This window comes from Mycobacterium sp. ACS4331, assembly GCF_001667265.1.
Classification (GTDB): Bacteria; Actinomycetota; Actinomycetes; order Mycobacteriales; family Mycobacteriaceae; genus Mycobacterium.
Genome location: NZ_LZHW01000106.1, coordinates 1 through 15587, shown reverse-complemented (window position 1 = coordinate 15587; position 15587 = coordinate 1). Strand labels below are relative to the sequence as shown.

The window sequence follows — 15587 nt, the reverse complement described above, 5'->3', positions numbered from 1 at the left end:
GAATCATGGGACAGGTCAGCGCGTCCAGCACGGTCCTGGTCAACGCCGCTCCCGACGCGGTGCTCGCCGCCGTCGCCGACTATCAGACGGTTCGCCCGAAGATCCTGTCGTCGCAGTACAGCAGCTACGAGGTGCTGCAGGGCGGCGTGGGTGCGGGCACGGTGGTGAAGTGGAAGCTGCAGGCCACCAAGTCACGCGTGCGTGAAGTGCAGAACTCGGTCGATGTCGCGGGTAAGACCGTCATCGAGAAGGATGCCAACTCGTCGATGGTGACCAACTGGACCGTCGCGCCGGCGGGCACGGGGTCGACCGTCACCACCAAGACCACCTGGACGGGTGCCGGCGGCATCAAGGGCTTCTTCGAGAAGACCTTCGCGCCGTTGGGGCTCAAGAAGATTCAGGCAGAGGTGCTGGAGAACCTGAAGAAGGAACTCGAAGCCTGATTGACTTGGGCAGCCACCACCGATCGGAGGACTGACGGTGACTGCCCATCTCGGCGACGCTCAACGTGTTGGCCTCGCGCTCGCGATCCTCGGCGGCGTGCTGTTGGTCTCCTGGCTGGTGCGGGCCAAAGTGCGTGCGCTCAACGCGCTGTTCATCCCCGCCAGCGTGGTGGCCGGGTTCCTGGTGCTGCTGCTCGGTCCGCAGGTGCTGGGGGAACTCACCGGCACCGACGGCCTGTTTCCGCAGCAGGTCGTCGACATCTGGCGGGTGATCCCCGGCCTGATGATCAACGTGGTGTTCGCCGCCATCATGATCGGGAAGACCCTGCCCAAGCCGGGTGAGCTGTGGGAGGCGGCCGCGCCGCACGCGCTGCTCGGGTCATTCCTGTCCTTCGGCCAGTTCGCGTTGGGCGGGCTGGCGGTGCTGCTGGTGTTGACCCCCGTGTTCGGGCTTGCGCCGGAAGCGGGTTCCCTGCTGGAACTGTCGTTTGCCGGCGGGCACGGGACCATCGCCGGGATGGGTCAGCTGCTCACTGACGCCGGCGCACCCGAACTCGTCGACGTCGGTCTCGGGCTGGCCACCATCAGCATGGTGACCGGCGTCGTCGTGGGGTCGGCCCTGGTGCGCTGGGCGGTGCGCAGTCCGAAGGTCTCCGTGCGGCGCAATGAGCCGCTGCGCCGCGACGAGCGCTACGACGTCGATGACATCCACGTCGCACCGTCGGACACCCGACCGCAGGCAGAGACGGGTCTGCACCCCGCGACCGTGGCATTCGCCCTCATCGGCGTGGCGATCATGGTGTCGGTCGCGATGCTGTGGGGTGCGCGCGCTGTCGTCAGGGCGTTCGGGTCCGATGTCCTCGACACGTTCCCGCTGTTTCCCGTCGCGGTCGTCGGCGGCTTCCTGGTGCAGTGGGTGGTGGTGCGAACCGGGTGCGCGCACTTGGTGGACAAGCGCGCCGTGGCGGGGATCTCGTCGATCGCGCTCGACATCCTGCTGGTGTGCGCAATCGGCACGATGTCGCTGGCCACCATCGGCTCGAACGTCCCGGCGATCGTGATCTTCACCGTCATCGGGGTGGGGTGGAGCGTCGTCACGCTGCTGTGGGTGGGCCGCCGGTTCCATCGCGAGGACTGGTTCGAGCACGCCATCGCCGACTTCGGGCAGTCCCAGGGCAACGTGGCGACCGGATTCGTCCTGGCCGACATGGTGGATCCGCGTCGTCAGACCACCACCGCGGACGCCTACGGCTACAAGCAGCTGCTGTACGAACCGCTGCTGGGCGGTGGGCTGCTGACGGCGCTGTCGGTACCGCTGATCACCGCGATCGGGCTGCCGTGGTTCACCGCGGCCAGCGCCGTGGCCGTGATTCTGACCGGGGTGTGGGGCGTCCGGCGCAATCGGGCGAGTGTCAGCTGACGGCGGCGGGCTGGGTTGCCAGGTAGGTCGTGATGCCGCGCACCACGGCGCTGGCGTACTTCTGCCGTCCCTCCGGCGTCTTCATCAGCGCCGAGTCGGCCGGGTTCTTCATGTTGCCCAGCTCGACCAGCACCGACGGGTACTGCGCCAGGTTGAGGCCCGCGATGTCCGAGCGCGGGTTCAGCCCATTCGAGCCGATGTAGTTCGACGCCGGGATGCCGGAGGCCATCAACTGGTCCCGCATGGTGGTGGCCAGGCGCACTGCGGGGCCGGCCTGGGCCTGGTTCAACGGCGGGTTGGAGTACAGCACGTGGAACCCGCGACCCGACGGCGGTCCGCCGTCGGCGTGCACCGACACGATGGCGTTGGGCCGGACCGAGTTGGCCAGGGCCGCGCGTTCGTCGACGCAGGGTCCCGCGGAGTTGTCGTCGCCGCGGGACATCGCGGTGCGGACGCCGTACTTCATCAGTTCGGCGCGGATCCGCAGCGTGGTGTCCCAGGTGAACGAGTGCTCGGTGAACCCGTCGTCCGTCGCGGTGCCGCTGGTCTGGCAGTCCTTGGTGCCGCCGCGACCGGTGGGCACCTGTCTGCTGTTGCCGTCGTTGACGGCGTTGTGCCCGGGGTCGAGGAAGACGATCATCCCGGCGATCGACGGTGCGGCGACGGCGGTGGGCGAGATCATCACGGACGCGGCGACGAGCACGCCGGCGGCGAGCGGCGCGCCGACACGCAGGCAGGCTGGTATGGGCACTGCGCCACCGTAGCCTCCTGACGACTACGCTTGAAGCGCCGAGACCGCAAGAACGCCCATGCGAAACCAAGTCGAGACTCGGCCGCAACCAACATGTGAAGGGATCAGGCATGCAACCCGGTGGAGGCGCACCCGACATGTCCGCTCTGCTCGCGCAGGCGCAGCAGATGCAGCAGCAGTTGATGGAGGCGCAGGAGAAGCTCGCCAACACCGAGGTGCACGGTCAGGCCGGTGGCGGCCTGGTGCAGGTGACGGTCAAGGGCAGTGGCGAGGTCGTCGGCATCGCGATCGATCCCAAGGTGATCGATCCGTCCGATCCCGAGACACTGCAGGACCTGATCGTCGGTGCGCTCGCGGATGCGTCCTCTCAGGTGACGATCCTGGCGCAGTCCAAGCTGGGTCCGCTGGCCGGCGGCATGGGCAACGCGCTGGGGATGCCGGGGTTCTGACTTGTTCGAAGGCCCCGTCCAGGACTTGATCGATGAGCTGGGCAAGCTGCCCGGCATCGGTCCGAAGAGCGCGCAACGCATCGCCTTCCACCTCCTGTCGGTGGAGCCGCCGGACATCGACCGGCTGACCGCGGTGCTGGGGCGGGTCCGGGACGGGGTGACGTTCTGCGATATGTGCGGCAACGTCTCCGACGAACAGCGCTGCCGCATCTGCAGCGATCCGCGCCGCGACGGCACGCTGGTGTGTGTCGTCGAGGAGCCCAAGGACGTGCAGGCCGTCGAGCGCACGCGCGAGTTCCGCGGCCGCTACCACGTGCTCGGTGGTGCGCTGGACCCGTTGTCGGGGGTGGGGCCCGAGCAGTTGCGGATCCGTGAACTGCTCAACCGCATCGGTGAACGTGTCGACGGCGTCGACATCACCGAGGTCATCATCGCCACCGATCCGAACACCGAGGGCGAGGCGACCGCGACCTACCTGGTCCGCATGCTGCGCGACATCCCGGGCCTGACCGTCACGCGGATTGCGTCTGGGCTGCCGATGGGCGGTGACCTGGAGTTCGCCGACGAGTTGACGCTGGGCCGTGCGCTGGCCGGCCGCCGCGCCATGGCCTAGGTTTTGGGCGCCCATAACAACGTTTGGGCGCATTTCTGTGAGTAACCTTCGCCATTTCGTCGATCTCGGCGGGTCCTGTCAGTGCTCAGGCTCACTATGCGCGCATGACGGAAGTTTTCCTGGGCCGAGAAGCCCTCGCGGACGGAATGTCCCGCAGTGATCTACGCCGGTTCTATCGGCCTCTTTTTCGTGGAGTCTACGTCCCCAACCGTGCCGTGCCGACGCTCCAAGACCGCTGCCTCGGTGCGTGGCTGACCTCTGATCGCACAGGTGTGATCGCGGGTGTCGCCGCATCGGCGCTACATGGTGCGGACTGGGTGGACGCCACCGCCGCGGTCGAGCTCCTGGGAACCGAACGTCGACGCCAGCAGGGCCTCGCCATTCGAATGGACCGGTACGCCCAGGACGAGGTCTGTGAGATCTCGGGTCTGCCCGTCACCAACGGGGCGCGCACGGCTTATGACCTCGGCAGGCTCGCCAAACGCTACGCCGCGATCGCCCGGATGGATGCGCTGATGCGGGCCGCTCCGTTCGATGCCGGGGAAGTCCTGGCGCTCATCGATCGATACGGGCCGGCACGGGGTGTACGCCAACTGCGGGAGTTGTTGCCGCTGGTCGATGCGGGCGCGGCGTCCCCTAAAGAGAGCTGGCTGCGACTTCTCCTTGTGGACAAGGGTTTTCAAGTTCCGGAGACGCAGATTCCGGTGCTGGAGAACGGTGTGCCAGTTGCGTTCCTGGACATGGGTTGGCGTGAGCTTCAACTGGCCGTCGAGTACGACGGCGAACAGCATCGCACCGATCGCATGCAGTATGTGCGGGATGTCAGGCGGCTGCCGATGGTCGAGCGGAAGGGGTGGGAGGTGATCCGCGTCCTCAAGGAGGATTCCGAGGCGAAGGTCGTCACCTGGGTGCGGGAGGCGTATCTGCGTCGCGGCGGCGCCGAACTCGACGAAATGGCGCGATCCACTCGCACAAACTCGCCCAAACGTTGTTATGGCAAAAAAGGGGGAGCGGCCGCTTAGACCCGGCGGGGTGCGGCCAGGCGCTCGCGCCGCAACTGCTCGACCTCGGGCAGGTCCAGCGGCGGCAACGGCCCCACCACCTGGGAGAGCAGATGATCGGCCAACTCCGGATTGCGGGCCAGACAGCAGCCATGCAGGTACGTGGCGACCACCGACCCCTGCACCGCACCGTCATAGCCGTCGCCGAGGCGGTTGCCCGCCCCCTTGGTCACGGCCGCCAAGGGTCGCGCCGCGGAGCCGAGAACCGTACCGCCGCGGTGGTTTTCGAAGCCCGTCAGCGGTTGTGAAAGCCCGTCGATCAGCGGGGTGGCGGCCACCTCGCCGATGGTGCGGGTCTCCTGCGGTGACGTCGTGACGTCCAGCAGACCGACGCCGTCGACGCGCTCACCGGCAGAGGTCTCATACCAGTGCCCGAGCACCTGAATGGCCGCGCAGATCGCCAGCACCGGTGCGCCGCGCTCGGCAGCGCGCTGCAGACCCGGGTACCGGATCAGATGCTTCGTGGCCAGGCGCTGCGCGTAGTCCTCCGCGCCCCCGAGCGTGTAGAGGTCCAACGACTCGGGCACGGGATCGGACAGCGTGATCTCGACGATCTCGGCGTCGATTCCGCGCAACCGCAGTCGCTGGCGCAGCACCACGGCGTTGCCGCCGTCGCCATAGGTGCCCATCACGTCGGGCAGCACCAATCCGATCCGCACCGTCATGACAACCGCCGGTTCAGCTGCAGGAACGCGGTGTAGTTGGCGACGACCTCGACGTGCCCGGCCGGGCAGGATGCGATCGCCGTCAGGGTGTCGTGGACAAGCGTGTGCCCGACGCCGGCGTAGCCCAACCGGACGGCCAGATCGGTACCGCGCTCACCTGCGGCGACGACGGGGTGATCGACGAAGTGCTCGAAGTTGACGTCCCACAGCCAGGACAGGTCCTCGCCGTCGGGCACCTGACCGTTGACCGAGATCACCACGCCCGCGGCCGAGGTGTCGACCATGGACAGCGCCTCCTGCCAGCCGGCCGGGTTCTTGGCCAGCAGCACCCGGACGGTGTGGTCACCCACCCGCACGGTCCGATAGCGTCCGGCCACCTCGTCGACGCCCGAGACGGCGGCGACGGCGGCCACCGGGTCGGCGCCGAGGGTGACGGCGGCGGCCACGGCCTGTGCGGCATTGCCGCGGTTGACCGCTCCGGGCAGCGCCAGGCTCATCGGCAGCGCCAGCCCGTCGGGGCCGTACAGCGTGTCGTCGTCGAACCACCACTGCGGGCTGGGCCGCTTGAAGTCGGTGCCGGTCGAGGACCAGTCGCTGCCCTCGCGGACGATGATCTCCCCGCTGCGCGGGCAGCTCACGGAGTCGTTCGACCAGCTTCCACCAGCAGCGACCCACACGACGTTGGGGCAGTCGTAGGCGGCCGAGGTCATCAACACGTCGTCACAGTTGGCGATGACGACGGCGCCGGGATGGCGCGCCAGCCCCGTGCGCAGGGTGCGTTCGATGTGGTTGATCTCACCCACGCGGTCAAGCTGGTCACGCGACAGATTGAGCAGCACGATGACCGCGGGATCGACCGCATCGCAGACGTGGGGCACATGCATCTCGTCGACTTCGAGGGCCGCCAGTGAAGCGTCACGACGGGCTGCCAGCGCGGCGACCAGGCCCGCGTCCATGTTGGCGCCCTCGGCGTTGGTGGCGACCTCGCCCAGAGTGGCCAGCGCCGCGGCGGTCATCCGGGTGGTGGTCGACTTGCCGTTTGTGCCGGTCACGACCACGCAGCGGCGTCCCTGGCCCAGTTGGCGCAGGATGGAGCGGTCCAGTGTCATGGCGATCAGGCCGCCGATCATCGCGCCGGCACCGCGGCCCGTCACCCGCGAGGCCCAGCGCGCGGTCGACCCCGCGGCCAGGGCCAGGCGTCCTCGGGCGGTGATCACGGGAGTCAATCTACTGAGGGAAGACACGGTTGCGCACAACGCCTGGTTTGTCACCGGTGCGTGCCATTCTGAGGCTGTGAGCCATTCCTGGGGTCGACCGGCGACAGCACCCGGTGAGGGCTGGGCCGTGGTCGATGTCGAGACGTCGGGTTTCCGTCCCGGCCAAGCCCGCGTGATCAGCGTCGCGGCGCTCGCGCTGGACGCGGACGGGCAGGTCGAGCAGTCGGTGGCCAGTCTGCTGAACCCGGGGGTTGATCCCGGGCCCACCCACGTGCACGGTTTGACGGCCGAGATGCTGGAGGATCAGCCGACCTTCGATGAGATCGCCGGTGATCTGATGAGCCTGCTGCAGGGTCGCACGCTGGTGGCCCACAACGTGGCATTCGACTACGGATTTCTCGCAGCTGAGGCCGAGCAGGCCGGCACGGTGCTGCCGGTCGACACCGTGATGTGCACGGTGGAATTGGCCCGACGGCTGGAGCTGGGCCTGGACAACCTGCGCCTCGAGACGCTCGCCCGGCACTGGGGCGTCCCACAGACCCGGGCGCACGATGCGTTCGACGATGCGCTGGTCCTGTCACGCCTGCTGACACCGGTGCTCGAGCGCGCACGGCAGCGTGACGTGTGGTTGCCGGTGCGGCCCGCGATGCGGCGACGCTGGCCCAACGGGCGGGTGACGCATGAGGAGATACGACCGTTGAAGGCGTTGGCGTCGCGGATGCCGTGCCCGTATCAGAACCCGGGCCGGTATGTGCGGGGTCGTCCGCTGGTGCAGGGCATGCGGGTCGCGCTGTCCGCCGAGTGCACCCGCACGCACGAGGAACTGGTGGAGCGAATCCTGCACGCGGGCTTGGCCTACTGTGACAATGTCGACCCCGAGACATCGCTGGTCATCTGCAACGAGGCGCGGCCCGAACAGGGAAAGGGCTTCCTGGCCAAGGAGTTCGGGGTTCCAGTGGTCTCCGACGGAGAGTTCATGGCGCACGTCGGCGACGTCGTCTGCGGGACGGGGATCGAGGAGTTCGTCGACGCCACGCCCGACGGCGGTCAGTTCGTGTTGTTCTGAAAGAGGTTGTGGGTCAGTCGGTTCCGGACACGCCCCGATACGCCGTCACAAGGCCGGCGCATCGGTGCGCGTGGTCGAACTAGCTGAGCGCCTTTGCCTTCAGTGAGTTGAACTCGTCAGCCGTGATGGTGCCGGCGTCGAGAAGCTCCTTGGCGTCGGCGATCTCCTGCGCCGGGGAGCGTCCCGCGGCCGACCGGATGTACTTGTCGGTCTCCAGCTTGGCCTCGGAAGCGGCTCGCTGGGCCCGCAGTGCCATGCCGCGCCCGCGCACGATCAGGTAGACGAAGGCGGTCAGGTACGGGAAGACGATCAGGAAGATCACCCAGATGGCCTTGAGCCAGCCGGACGTCTTATGGTCGCGCCAGAACAGGTCGACGATGATGTTGAACAGGATGATCAGGTACGCGATGAACGCGAAGATCACCAGCGAGTACCACAGCAGTCCCCAGAAAGCGTCCCAGTCGAAATGCATTGCGTGAAGCTCCTTGCTCCGATGGCACGCTGATGCGTCCCATTCCAGCGCGGAATCCTACTTCGCGAATTGACGTCCGGGTCGACAATGCACTGCGGCCGGCTCGCTGGTGCACGAGCCGGCCGCAGTTGTCGGATCCCTTTAGACCTTGTCGGCCTCGAGTTCCGGCGATTCAATATCGTCCTCGTCCTCGGCGGCGAACCGCTTGAGGTAGGGCACGGCCAACCACATCGCGATCACGACCGCGAGTACGCCGCCCGCCAGCTTTCCGACGATCATCGGAACGATCATGTTCGGCTGGAAGTTCGCGGTGAAGGCCAGGTAGTCGCCGATGGCGAACGCCGCACACACCGAGAAGGCGATGGTCAGCACGCGGTCGCGGGGCGGCATCAACGGAATGACGCGGTACAGCGCCAGGATGTTGGTGGCGCCGGCCAGGAAGCCGGTGATACCCGCCTCGGAGACGCCGAATCGGTCACCGACCGACTGCAGCGGCTTGGCCAGACCGGTGCGGATCAGGTACACCATCGGGAACGCGCCAGCCAGCATCACCGCGACGTAGCCGCACACCTCGAGCGCGCGGAACTGGTCGTCGGCGTCGGCGATGAACGGTGCCAGCGGGAACGAGCCGAAGATCTTGGTGAAGACACCGGTGAAGTACTCGACCACGTTCGCCGTCATCGAGACGGTCGTGACGACCACGATGACCTTGGCGAAGACCAGGAACGCCTTGACCGTGAGGTCGGTGAAGAACCTCAGCGCCAGCGCCATCGCCACCATGATGATGACCAGCGGGATGAGATTCAGCAGCACCTCACCGAAGGACAGGTCGAACGGCTTGGTGCCCGGGCCCGCGGTGTCGATCTCCTCGCGGAGCAGAACGCCGGACTGCATCAGCATCACTGCCATGATCACCGAGGTGACGGGGATGGCCAGCAGGCCGCACATCGTGCCCAGCGCCAGGTACTTGTGGTGCTTCTTGTCCAGGAGCGCCAGGCCGACCGGGATCGAGAAGGCGATCACCGCACCTGCAGTGAGGCCCACGGTGAAGGCCAGGATCCATGCGCCGTGGCTGTTGGCGACCTCCAGCCCCAGCGCGTAGGAGCCCTGGTCGCTGGGCAGGAAGGTGGCGACCGCGATCGAAGGATCCGAATGCAGCCACTCGTAGACCGGGCCGACGGTCGCGTTGATGGCGGGCACCAGCAGGGGGATGATGCCCATCATGCCGGCCACGGGGATGAAGATCTGTCCCAGGACGCCGATGCCGTCCCGGAATTCACCCGCCAGTGGCGAGTCCGGCCGCAGGATGTAGGCGCCGGCGCCTACGACCATACAAGCCATCATCGCCCAGATGATCAGCTGTCCGAGAAGTTCCAAGGTGAATCACCCTCTCAATTCAGTGGTTGAAGATAGCGGGACGCTGCTCAGCGTCCAGCCAGGTGTCCGCCGTCGATGATCAGTTCGGCACCGGTGATGTAGGCGGCATCGTCGGAGGCCAGGAAAGCCACGGACGGTGAGATCTCCTCGCCGAGCGCGAAGCGGCCCAGCGGGACGGTCTGCAGGATCGACTCGGCTGAGCCCTCGGGAAGCCCGGCGAGTTCCTCGCGAAGCATCGGGGTGTCGATGTAGCCGGGGTGAATGCTGTTGAACCGGATACCTTCCCGGCCATAGGTGAGGGCGAGCGACTTCGTCATCGTGGTCACCGCGCCCTTGGAGGCGATGTAGGCGAGGTAGCCGTCGGCGCCGATCAGGCCGAAGATGCTCGAGGTGTTGATCACCGAGGCCGCCGTGCTCTTGCGCAGCAGAGGCAGCGTGGCCTTGACGGCCAGGAAGATGCTCTTGGTGTTGATGTCGAGCGTGCGCTGCCAGGACTGCTCGGTGGCGTCCTCGGCAGTGAACAGGTCCAGGATTCCGGCGTTGTTGACCAGGATGTCGAGGCGGCCCTGGTCGGTGTCGATCTCGGACGCGATGTCCTGCCAGTCCTGGAAGCTGGCGACGTCATGCTTGCGGAAGTGCACCTCCAGGCCCTCTTCGCGCAGGCTCGCTTCGAGCGCGGATCCGGACTCGGTGTCGACGTCGGTGAAGTAGACGATCGCACCCTCCTGTGCCAGCCGGCGGGTGTGTCCGGCGCCCTGGCCGTTACTGCCGCCCGTCACCAGTGCGATTCGTCCGACGAGTCGGCGAGGCGTCGTCATCTGTGTCTGTGCCCTTCTGTCAGTGCTGTGCCGCTCGGCACGCTGCGTCGTTGTCCGCTGTCAACAAGTGATCCGGATGGATCGGGTCAGCCCCGATAGTCGAGGATCGTGCCAGCTCACAGCTGGCCCCGCGACCCGAATGTGTACATTTGTTGAAAGTGTGATCGCGGTTACAGTAGGGGTGGTTCGCGATGGTGTCAACCCGGCGCCCTGAATTCGCGTGCGCTCCGCTAACACGTTGATGCACAGACGGATTGAGTTCCCCCTATCCATTGACAGGGCGTGGCCGCGCCCGTACGGTGCACTCGATTCCTACAAATGTCGGAATAATTCAGCACTTGGGAGTGAACTCATGAGCAATCCGCTCGACCTGACCGGCAAAGTCGCGCTGGTCACCGGCGCGGCCCGAGGGCAGGGGCGCTCGCACGCCATCAAACTTGCCGAGCAGGGCGCGGACATCCTGGCCGTCGACATCTGCAGGCAGATCGACACCGTGCCGTATGCGATGTCGACGCCGGAGGATCTGGACGAGACCGTGCGTCTGGTGAGTGAGACCGGGCGGCGCATCATCGCAGGTCAGGTGGACGTCCGCGATTTCGCTGCCCTGAAAACCTTCGTCGACGACGGCTTCAGGGAACTGGGACGGCTCGATGTGGTGGTGGCCAACGCCGGCACGGTCAATGACATCGCCCCGATGTGGGAGCTCACCGAGCAGCAGTTCCAGGATCAGCTCGACGTCAACCTCACCGGCGTGTGGAAGACCATCAAGGCCACCGTGCCGCACCTGCTCGCCCAGGGGCAGGGGGGATCGGTGATCATCATCAGCTCGATCTCCGGGTTGGTGGCTGAACTCAACGTGGGCCACTACGCCGCCTCCAAGCATGGCGCGAACGGCCTGATGCGCACTCTGGCGGGTGAGCTGGCGCCGCATCACATCCGGGTCAACTCGGTCAATCCGACCAATGTCGACACCCTGATGATCAACAACGACGCGTACAACACGCTGTTCTCAGGTGGCAAACCCAATGCCACGCAGGAGGATTCGATTCCCGCCCTGATGGGCATGAATGCGCTGCCGATCCCCTTCGTTCAGCCCGAGGACATCAGCAACGCGGTGCTCTACCTCGCGTCTGACGCCAGCCGCTACGTCACCGGCACGACCATGGTGGTCGACGCCGGCGCGATGGGCCCCTTCAAGATGCCCCACGAGTGACCTGCGGGGCGGGCGTCCTCACTGCCGGTAGAACGCAGTGAGGACGTCCTCCCGTTCGAGGAAGGCCAGGCCGTGTTCCGTTGCGAACGCGGCACCCTCCTCGGGCCCGGCCACTTCGCACGGATCCCGATCCGAGGTCAGCGCGCAGTATGCGGCCGCGGGTGAGGGATCATTGGTCAGCCCGACCAGGATGAGGGCCAGTTCTGCGGTTCCGGGTGAGACCCGGGAGTCGATGTCGCCGTTGACTGGGATGACGTGTCCGGGACGGGTGAAGTCGGCGCTGACGCTCGACTGGTCGCTGAGCAGGCGCAGAGTGTGGGCGCGGTCGACCGCCGAGATGCCGGTCCCGATTCCGGCCGCGGCGTCGCCCGCGACGTGGAAGCGGCTGGCGGGCGACTCGTCCTCGGCCGCCATCCGGGGAATCGACAACTGCCGCAGACGGTCTCGACTCATTGACACGCACACCAGTCCGGATCCCATCCGGATCATCTGGGCGACGGACCCGGCGGTGGCGGTGGCGGCCGAGAGTACGAGTGTCGCTTCACGCCCGTCCGACAGGACGACCATCCTGCCGCTTTTCAACGCGTCGCAGGCCACGCGGGTTCGGTCGGAGCCCAGGTGGGAGACGGGGGCTGGTTCGTCGGTCTGGACGGTCAGGGTGGTCTTCATGTGATGACCTTTCTTTCGCGGGTGCGTATCGGTTGACGAGCCCGCCAACTAATAGTTTCATCATATGTAGAAACTCAGCTCGAGCCAGTCGTATCGAAAGATCGGAGCAGTGCCTTGCCGACAGATGAGGACTTGTCCGCCGAATACCGTACGGTCATGGGCCATTTCCCCACGGGTGTGGTGGTCGTGACCGGATTCTGCGCCGACGCCCCGGTGGGATTGACGGTGCAGTCGTTCATGGCGCTGTCCCTGCGACCGCGGATGATCCTGCTGTCGGTGGACCGCGGTTCGACCAGTTGGCCGCTGATCGCGGCGACCGGCAGGTTGGCGGTGAACGTCCTGGCACAGGGGCAGGAGGGGGTCGCGATGACCTTCGCGAAGTCCGGCACCGACAAGTTCGCCGAAATCAGTTGGGCTGCAGGTCCGGAGACGGGATCGCCGTTGATCGAGGGGTGTCAGGCATGGATCGAGGCCGAAGTGGCCCAAACCTATGAAGGCGGGGACCACATGATCGTCACGGCACACGTGCTGAGCATGCGCACCGCGTCCGACCAGGATTCACAGCCGCTGGTGTTCTTCCGTTCGAAGTTCCGTCGGCTTGACCAACCGGCCCTTGTGGCCGGCTGAAACAGATAGAGAGAAGTGAGGACAACTGTGATCGACCGCTACGACCCGCTGACTGTGGAGCTCACCGAGGCGGACCGGCCCGCGAGCACCGCGCCCGTCCGCTCCGCGGTGTTGTACGCCGAGGGTGGCCAGAAGCACGGCGTGTGGGAGGCCGAACCCGGTGTGCACAGCGAATACCAGGGGCAGGAGACCGTCGTGATCCTGCAGGGCCGCGCCACTGTCGAGGGTGGGTCGGGCAAGACCGTCGAAGTCGGCCCCGGCGATGTGCTCGTGTGCCAGCCGGGCGAGAAGATGACCTGGACCGTGCACGAGAAGATCCGGAAGGTGTTCGTCATCAATCAGTGACGACGCGGCAGGCGGCTACGAGGCCTTGGTGCGACGCGCTGTCGCCGCTGCGCGCTTCGTCGCCGCCTTCTCCGCGGGTTTCCCGGTCGCCTTCGCGATCGCCGCCGACCCAGCCTTCTTCGCGGGCTTCGCAGCTGTCTTCGTCGAGGGCTTCGCCCCGGCCTTCTTCGCCGGTTTTGCGGGTTTGATGGGCTCCTGCTGGCGGGGATAACCCCTGGTCGAGTCCAATTCCAGTGCTGCGCGCATGAGTTCGCGGATCATGTCGTCGGTCATCTCATCGCCGTTGAGAACCCGCTGCACCGTGGAACCATCCCAGATGGCCTCCATCATGTGTGCGGTCTTGGGCGACACGTACCGCTCGATCGCCGTGCGTGCCCGGTGTGACCACTTGTGGCCCAGCTCCTGATAGGCGGCCTGGCGGCCCGCCTCGGCGAACAGCTCCCATTCCAGGATCGCATTCCCCACGTCGGTGGTCAGCGCGTTGACCAGCGCCAATGTGCCTTCGATCAGGTCGTCGTCGGACGTGGCGCCTTCGAAGTGGGCCTCGTACTTCGACGAGACGGCGTCCACGTAGTGCGCGAACGCGTCGAGGATCAGGTTGTCGAGGGTCTCGTAGTGGTAGGTGCTGCTGCCCAGGGCGACGCCGGCGTAGCTGCACACCTTGCGGTGGGTGACACTCTTGACCCCGGATTCACGGATGATCTGCAGGGCCGCCTCCACGAGGGCCATGGCTGTCGCCTCCGAGCGGCTGCCCGATCTCTTCACCCATGGACTCCCATACTCTTTCGCACCGGTTAACCAGTGCCCCCTCGCGTACGGCGCCGAGAATACCGCAATCCGGTCGACCGGAAGGTGCAAGCTGCACGTCGCCGCCCTCCTACGTGCGTAGAAAGTGCAGGTCAGGGCGCTGCCGGGCTCGGACGGGGTGGAGGGCCCGCAGGCTGGTCAATATCCCTGTGCCACAGGGCGATATGGACTCGAAACATTTCTCTTCAAGTTCCTGTTGACACCCTGCTCGCCCCGCATTACGTTGACCGTGACGACACTTTCAACAGATGTACAAAGTGCGATCAACGCGATCTGACCTGCCGATTCGAGGCAGGTTCGGGCCAACAGGCCGGGTGATGAGACTTCCCGGTTCTGCACCCTCGCCGCAGAAAGGACGAGCTATGAAGTTCGGCATCTTCAACATCCCCTATTCGCGCGGATACTCCCACGGGAAGCGCACCGCCAAGCAGGTCGCCGACTGGGATCTCCAGATCACCAAGTGGGCCGACGAGTACAACTGGTCTGAGGCATATTTCGCCGAGCACTACACCCTCGGTGGGGAGCCCAGCCCGGCCCCCGATGCCATGATCGCCGCAGCCTCGCAGATCACGTCACAGATCAAACTGGGTGCCGCCGCTCACCTCCTGGCCTACCACAACCCGATTGCCCTGGCGCACCGCACCATGTGGCTGGACCACCTGACCGGCGGACGCTACATCGCCGGTTTCGCGCCGGGCGCGTTCCCCAGTGACGCTCAGCTGTTCAACACGGGCAAGAACAACCCCGAGATGATGACCGAGGCCATCGAGATCATCGAGGCGATCTGGTCCCGCAAGGGTCCTTTCCGCATCGAGGGCAAGTACTGGACCGTCGACATGCCGGCCTACTCGGACGACATCCACGGCCCGCACCTCAAGCCGCTTCAGGACCGCATCCCGGTGATCATGACTGGTATGCAGGCCAAGTCGCCGACCCTGACCGTCGCCGGCAAGAACGGGTACTTCCCGATGAGCCAGCAGGTGCATGCGTCGGTGCTGCGTGAGCACTGGGCCACCTACGCTGCCGCGGCGGAGTCGGCGGGTCACACCCCGGATCGCGGCGACTGGCGGATCTGCCGCGACGTCCTCGTGGCCGATTCCGACGAAGAGGCGCGGGACGCCTACCTCAACGGTTCGATGGGTGATCTGTGGGGCAACTACAACATCCCCACCTTCATCAGCCTCGGTCTGGGCGAACTGATGACCGGCGGCACGATCTCGCCGGATGAGCTGTCGGCCGAGTGGATGGTGGACAACTTCCACCTCGTGGGCTCGCCGGAGACCGTCGCGGCCAAGATCGAGGCGCTCTACCAGGAGGTCGGCGGGTTCGGCAGCCTGATCTCGTTCGGTCACGAGTACACCGACAACCCGGAGGTCTACCGCAAGAGCTTCGAACTGGTCGGCACGAAGGTTGCGCCGATGGTCGCCAACCTGAAGCCCTGATGATCTGAACTCTCGGCAATGAGGGACCGGGCGGGGGGGGGGGGGGGGGGCCCCGCCGGGGGGGGGGGGGGGGGGGGGGGGGGGGGGGGGGGGGGGGGGGGGGGGGGGGGGGGGGGGGGGGGGGGGGGGGGG

General features: G+C 66.5%; 18 protein-coding genes. 10 read left to right on the top strand and 8 right to left on the bottom strand.

Annotation, left to right across the window (positions count from 1 at the left end; translation table 11 throughout):
* Nucleotides 1-5 precede the first annotated feature (5 nt).
* Both A5727_RS25585 and A5727_RS25580 read left to right on the top strand, forming a co-directional pair.
* Entirely contained in the window at nucleotides 6-443 is a 438-nt protein-coding gene (locus tag A5727_RS25585; RefSeq protein ID WP_068257302.1) for an SRPBCC family protein, read from the top strand.
* 37 nt (nucleotides 444-480) lie between these two features.
* Nucleotides 481-1863: a sodium/glutamate symporter gene (locus tag A5727_RS25580; protein ID WP_068257300.1), complete on the top strand. Its 1383-nt coding sequence runs from the start codon at nucleotides 481-483 to the stop codon at nucleotides 1861-1863.
* Here the strand turns inward: A5727_RS25580 and A5727_RS25575 are convergent.
* Complete coding sequence (locus A5727_RS25575; RefSeq protein WP_068257374.1) at nucleotides 1856-2608, bottom strand: Rv3717 family N-acetylmuramoyl-L-alanine amidase; 753 nt, start codon at nucleotides 2606-2608, stop codon at nucleotides 1856-1858. The genes A5727_RS25580 and A5727_RS25575 overlap by 8 nt on opposite strands.
* Before the next feature lie 116 nt (nucleotides 2609-2724).
* Here A5727_RS25575 and A5727_RS25570 point away from each other — a divergent pair, with 116 nt between their 5' ends.
* The 3 genes from A5727_RS25570 to A5727_RS25560 all read left to right on the top strand — a co-directional run bounded on the left by A5727_RS25570 (nucleotide 2725) and on the right by A5727_RS25560 (nucleotide 4698).
* Nucleotides 2725-3063: a YbaB/EbfC family nucleoid-associated protein gene (locus A5727_RS25570; RefSeq protein WP_068257294.1), complete on the top strand. Its 339-nt coding sequence runs from the start codon at nucleotides 2725-2727 to the stop codon at nucleotides 3061-3063.
* A 1-nt stretch (nucleotide 3064) separates the two neighbouring features.
* Nucleotides 3065-3676, top strand: a complete 612-nt coding sequence (gene recR, locus A5727_RS25565) for a recombination mediator RecR (protein WP_068257291.1) — start codon at nucleotides 3065-3067, stop codon at nucleotides 3674-3676.
* 104 nt (nucleotides 3677-3780) lie between these two features.
* The gene (locus A5727_RS25560) at nucleotides 3781-4698 is read left to right on the top strand and encodes a putative endonuclease domain-containing protein (protein WP_068257288.1); all 918 of its coding nucleotides are present in this window, start codon (nucleotides 3781-3783) and stop codon (nucleotides 4696-4698) included.
* On the opposite strand, the gene A5727_RS25555 is transcribed toward A5727_RS25560, so the two are convergent.
* Together A5727_RS25555 and A5727_RS25550 are read right to left on the bottom strand one after the other, a co-directional pair.
* The gene (locus tag A5727_RS25555; protein WP_068257286.1) at nucleotides 4695-5402 is read right to left on the bottom strand and encodes a type 1 glutamine amidotransferase; all 708 of its coding nucleotides are present in this window, start codon (nucleotides 5400-5402) and stop codon (nucleotides 4695-4697) included. The two genes, A5727_RS25560 and A5727_RS25555, sit on opposite strands and share 4 nt — an antisense overlap.
* Nucleotides 5399-6619 (bottom strand): Mur ligase family protein, encoded by a 1221-nt coding sequence (locus A5727_RS25550; RefSeq protein WP_068257284.1) that lies wholly within the window; start codon nucleotides 6617-6619, stop codon nucleotides 5399-5401. The genes A5727_RS25555 and A5727_RS25550 overlap by 4 nt, the downstream gene beginning before the upstream one ends.
* Nucleotides 6620-6695: 76 nt before the next feature.
* Between A5727_RS25550 and A5727_RS25545 the strand changes: the two genes are divergently transcribed.
* Nucleotides 6696-7685: a DEDDh family exonuclease gene (locus tag A5727_RS25545; protein ID WP_068257281.1), complete on the top strand. Its 990-nt coding sequence runs from the start codon at nucleotides 6696-6698 to the stop codon at nucleotides 7683-7685.
* A gap of 79 nt (nucleotides 7686-7764) precedes the next feature.
* Here the strand turns inward: A5727_RS25545 and A5727_RS25540 are convergent, their stop codons facing one another.
* From A5727_RS25540 to A5727_RS25530, 3 genes are all read right to left on the bottom strand, one after another.
* The gene (locus A5727_RS25540; protein WP_068257279.1) at nucleotides 7765-8157 is read right to left on the bottom strand and encodes an SHOCT domain-containing protein; all 393 of its coding nucleotides are present in this window, start codon (nucleotides 8155-8157) and stop codon (nucleotides 7765-7767) included.
* A 141-nt stretch (nucleotides 8158-8298) separates the two neighbouring features.
* Nucleotides 8299-9534, bottom strand: coding sequence for an ethanolamine utilization protein EutH (locus tag A5727_RS25535; RefSeq protein WP_068257277.1), 1236 nt, complete (start codon nucleotides 9532-9534; stop codon nucleotides 8299-8301).
* Between the two features lie 47 nt (nucleotides 9535-9581).
* The gene (locus A5727_RS25530; RefSeq protein WP_068257275.1) at nucleotides 9582-10352 is read right to left on the bottom strand and encodes an SDR family NAD(P)-dependent oxidoreductase; all 771 of its coding nucleotides are present in this window, start codon (nucleotides 10350-10352) and stop codon (nucleotides 9582-9584) included.
* A 352-nt stretch (nucleotides 10353-10704) separates the two neighbouring features.
* Here A5727_RS25530 and A5727_RS25525 point away from each other — a divergent pair, with 352 nt between their 5' ends.
* Nucleotides 10705-11565 (top strand): mycofactocin-coupled SDR family oxidoreductase, encoded by an 861-nt coding sequence (locus A5727_RS25525; RefSeq protein WP_068257273.1) that lies wholly within the window; start codon nucleotides 10705-10707, stop codon nucleotides 11563-11565.
* 18 nt (nucleotides 11566-11583) lie between these two features.
* On the opposite strand, the gene A5727_RS25520 is transcribed toward A5727_RS25525, so the two are convergent.
* Nucleotides 11584-12234: a 3,4-dihydroxy-2-butanone-4-phosphate synthase gene (locus A5727_RS25520; protein WP_068257270.1), complete on the bottom strand. Its 651-nt coding sequence runs from the start codon at nucleotides 12232-12234 to the stop codon at nucleotides 11584-11586.
* 156 nt (nucleotides 12235-12390) lie between these two features.
* Between A5727_RS25520 and A5727_RS25515 the strand changes: the two genes are divergently transcribed.
* A complete protein-coding gene (locus tag A5727_RS25515) occupies nucleotides 12391-12861 on the top strand; it encodes a flavin reductase family protein (RefSeq protein WP_082950040.1) in 471 nt (156 codons plus the stop codon).
* Nucleotides 12862-12876: 15 nt separating this feature from the next.
* Entirely contained in the window at nucleotides 12877-13206 is a 330-nt protein-coding gene (locus tag A5727_RS25510; protein WP_068257264.1) for a cupin domain-containing protein, read from the top strand.
* A 15-nt stretch (nucleotides 13207-13221) separates the two neighbouring features.
* Here the strand turns inward: A5727_RS25510 and A5727_RS25505 are convergent, their stop codons facing one another.
* Nucleotides 13222-13935, bottom strand: coding sequence for a TetR/AcrR family transcriptional regulator (locus A5727_RS25505; RefSeq protein ID WP_068257261.1), 714 nt, complete (start codon nucleotides 13933-13935; stop codon nucleotides 13222-13224).
* Between the two features lie 440 nt (nucleotides 13936-14375).
* Between A5727_RS25505 and A5727_RS25500 the strand changes: the two genes are divergently transcribed.
* A complete protein-coding gene (locus tag A5727_RS25500; RefSeq protein WP_068257258.1) occupies nucleotides 14376-15455 on the top strand; it encodes an LLM class flavin-dependent oxidoreductase in 1080 nt (359 codons plus the stop codon).
* Nucleotides 15456-15587: the final 132 nt, after the last annotated feature.

Excerpts from the sequence above, each read along its gene's own strand:
- A5727_RS25525 (WP_068257273.1), top strand. The coding sequence starts at position 10,705 with ATGAGCAATCCGCTCGACCTGACCGGCAAAGTCGCGCTGGTCACCGGC.
- A5727_RS25570 (WP_068257294.1), top strand. The coding sequence starts at position 2,725 with ATGCAACCCGGTGGAGGCGCACCCGACATGTCCGCTCTGCTCGCGCAG.
- A5727_RS25560 (WP_068257288.1), top strand. The coding sequence starts at position 3,781 with ATGACGGAAGTTTTCCTGGGCCGAGAAGCCCTCGCGGACGGAATGTCC.
- A5727_RS25585 (WP_068257302.1), top strand. The coding sequence starts at position 6 with ATGGGACAGGTCAGCGCGTCCAGCACGGTCCTGGTCAACGCCGCTCCC.
- A5727_RS25505 (WP_068257261.1), bottom strand. The coding sequence starts at position 13,935 with ATGGCCCTCGTGGAGGCGGCCCTGCAGATCATCCGTGAATCCGGGGTC.
- A5727_RS25555 (WP_068257286.1), bottom strand. The coding sequence starts at position 5,402 with ATGACGGTGCGGATCGGATTGGTGCTGCCCGACGTGATGGGCACCTAT.
- A5727_RS25540 (WP_068257279.1), bottom strand. The coding sequence starts at position 8,157 with ATGCATTTCGACTGGGACGCTTTCTGGGGACTGCTGTGGTACTCGCTG.
- A5727_RS25500 (WP_068257258.1), top strand. The coding sequence starts at position 14,376 with ATGAAGTTCGGCATCTTCAACATCCCCTATTCGCGCGGATACTCCCAC.
- A5727_RS25530 (WP_068257275.1), bottom strand. The coding sequence starts at position 10,352 with ATGACGACGCCTCGCCGACTCGTCGGACGAATCGCACTGGTGACGGGC.
- A5727_RS25515 (WP_082950040.1), top strand. The coding sequence starts at position 12,391 with ATGGGCCATTTCCCCACGGGTGTGGTGGTCGTGACCGGATTCTGCGCC.
- A5727_RS25520 (WP_068257270.1), bottom strand. The coding sequence starts at position 12,234 with ATGAAGACCACCCTGACCGTCCAGACCGACGAACCAGCCCCCGTCTCC.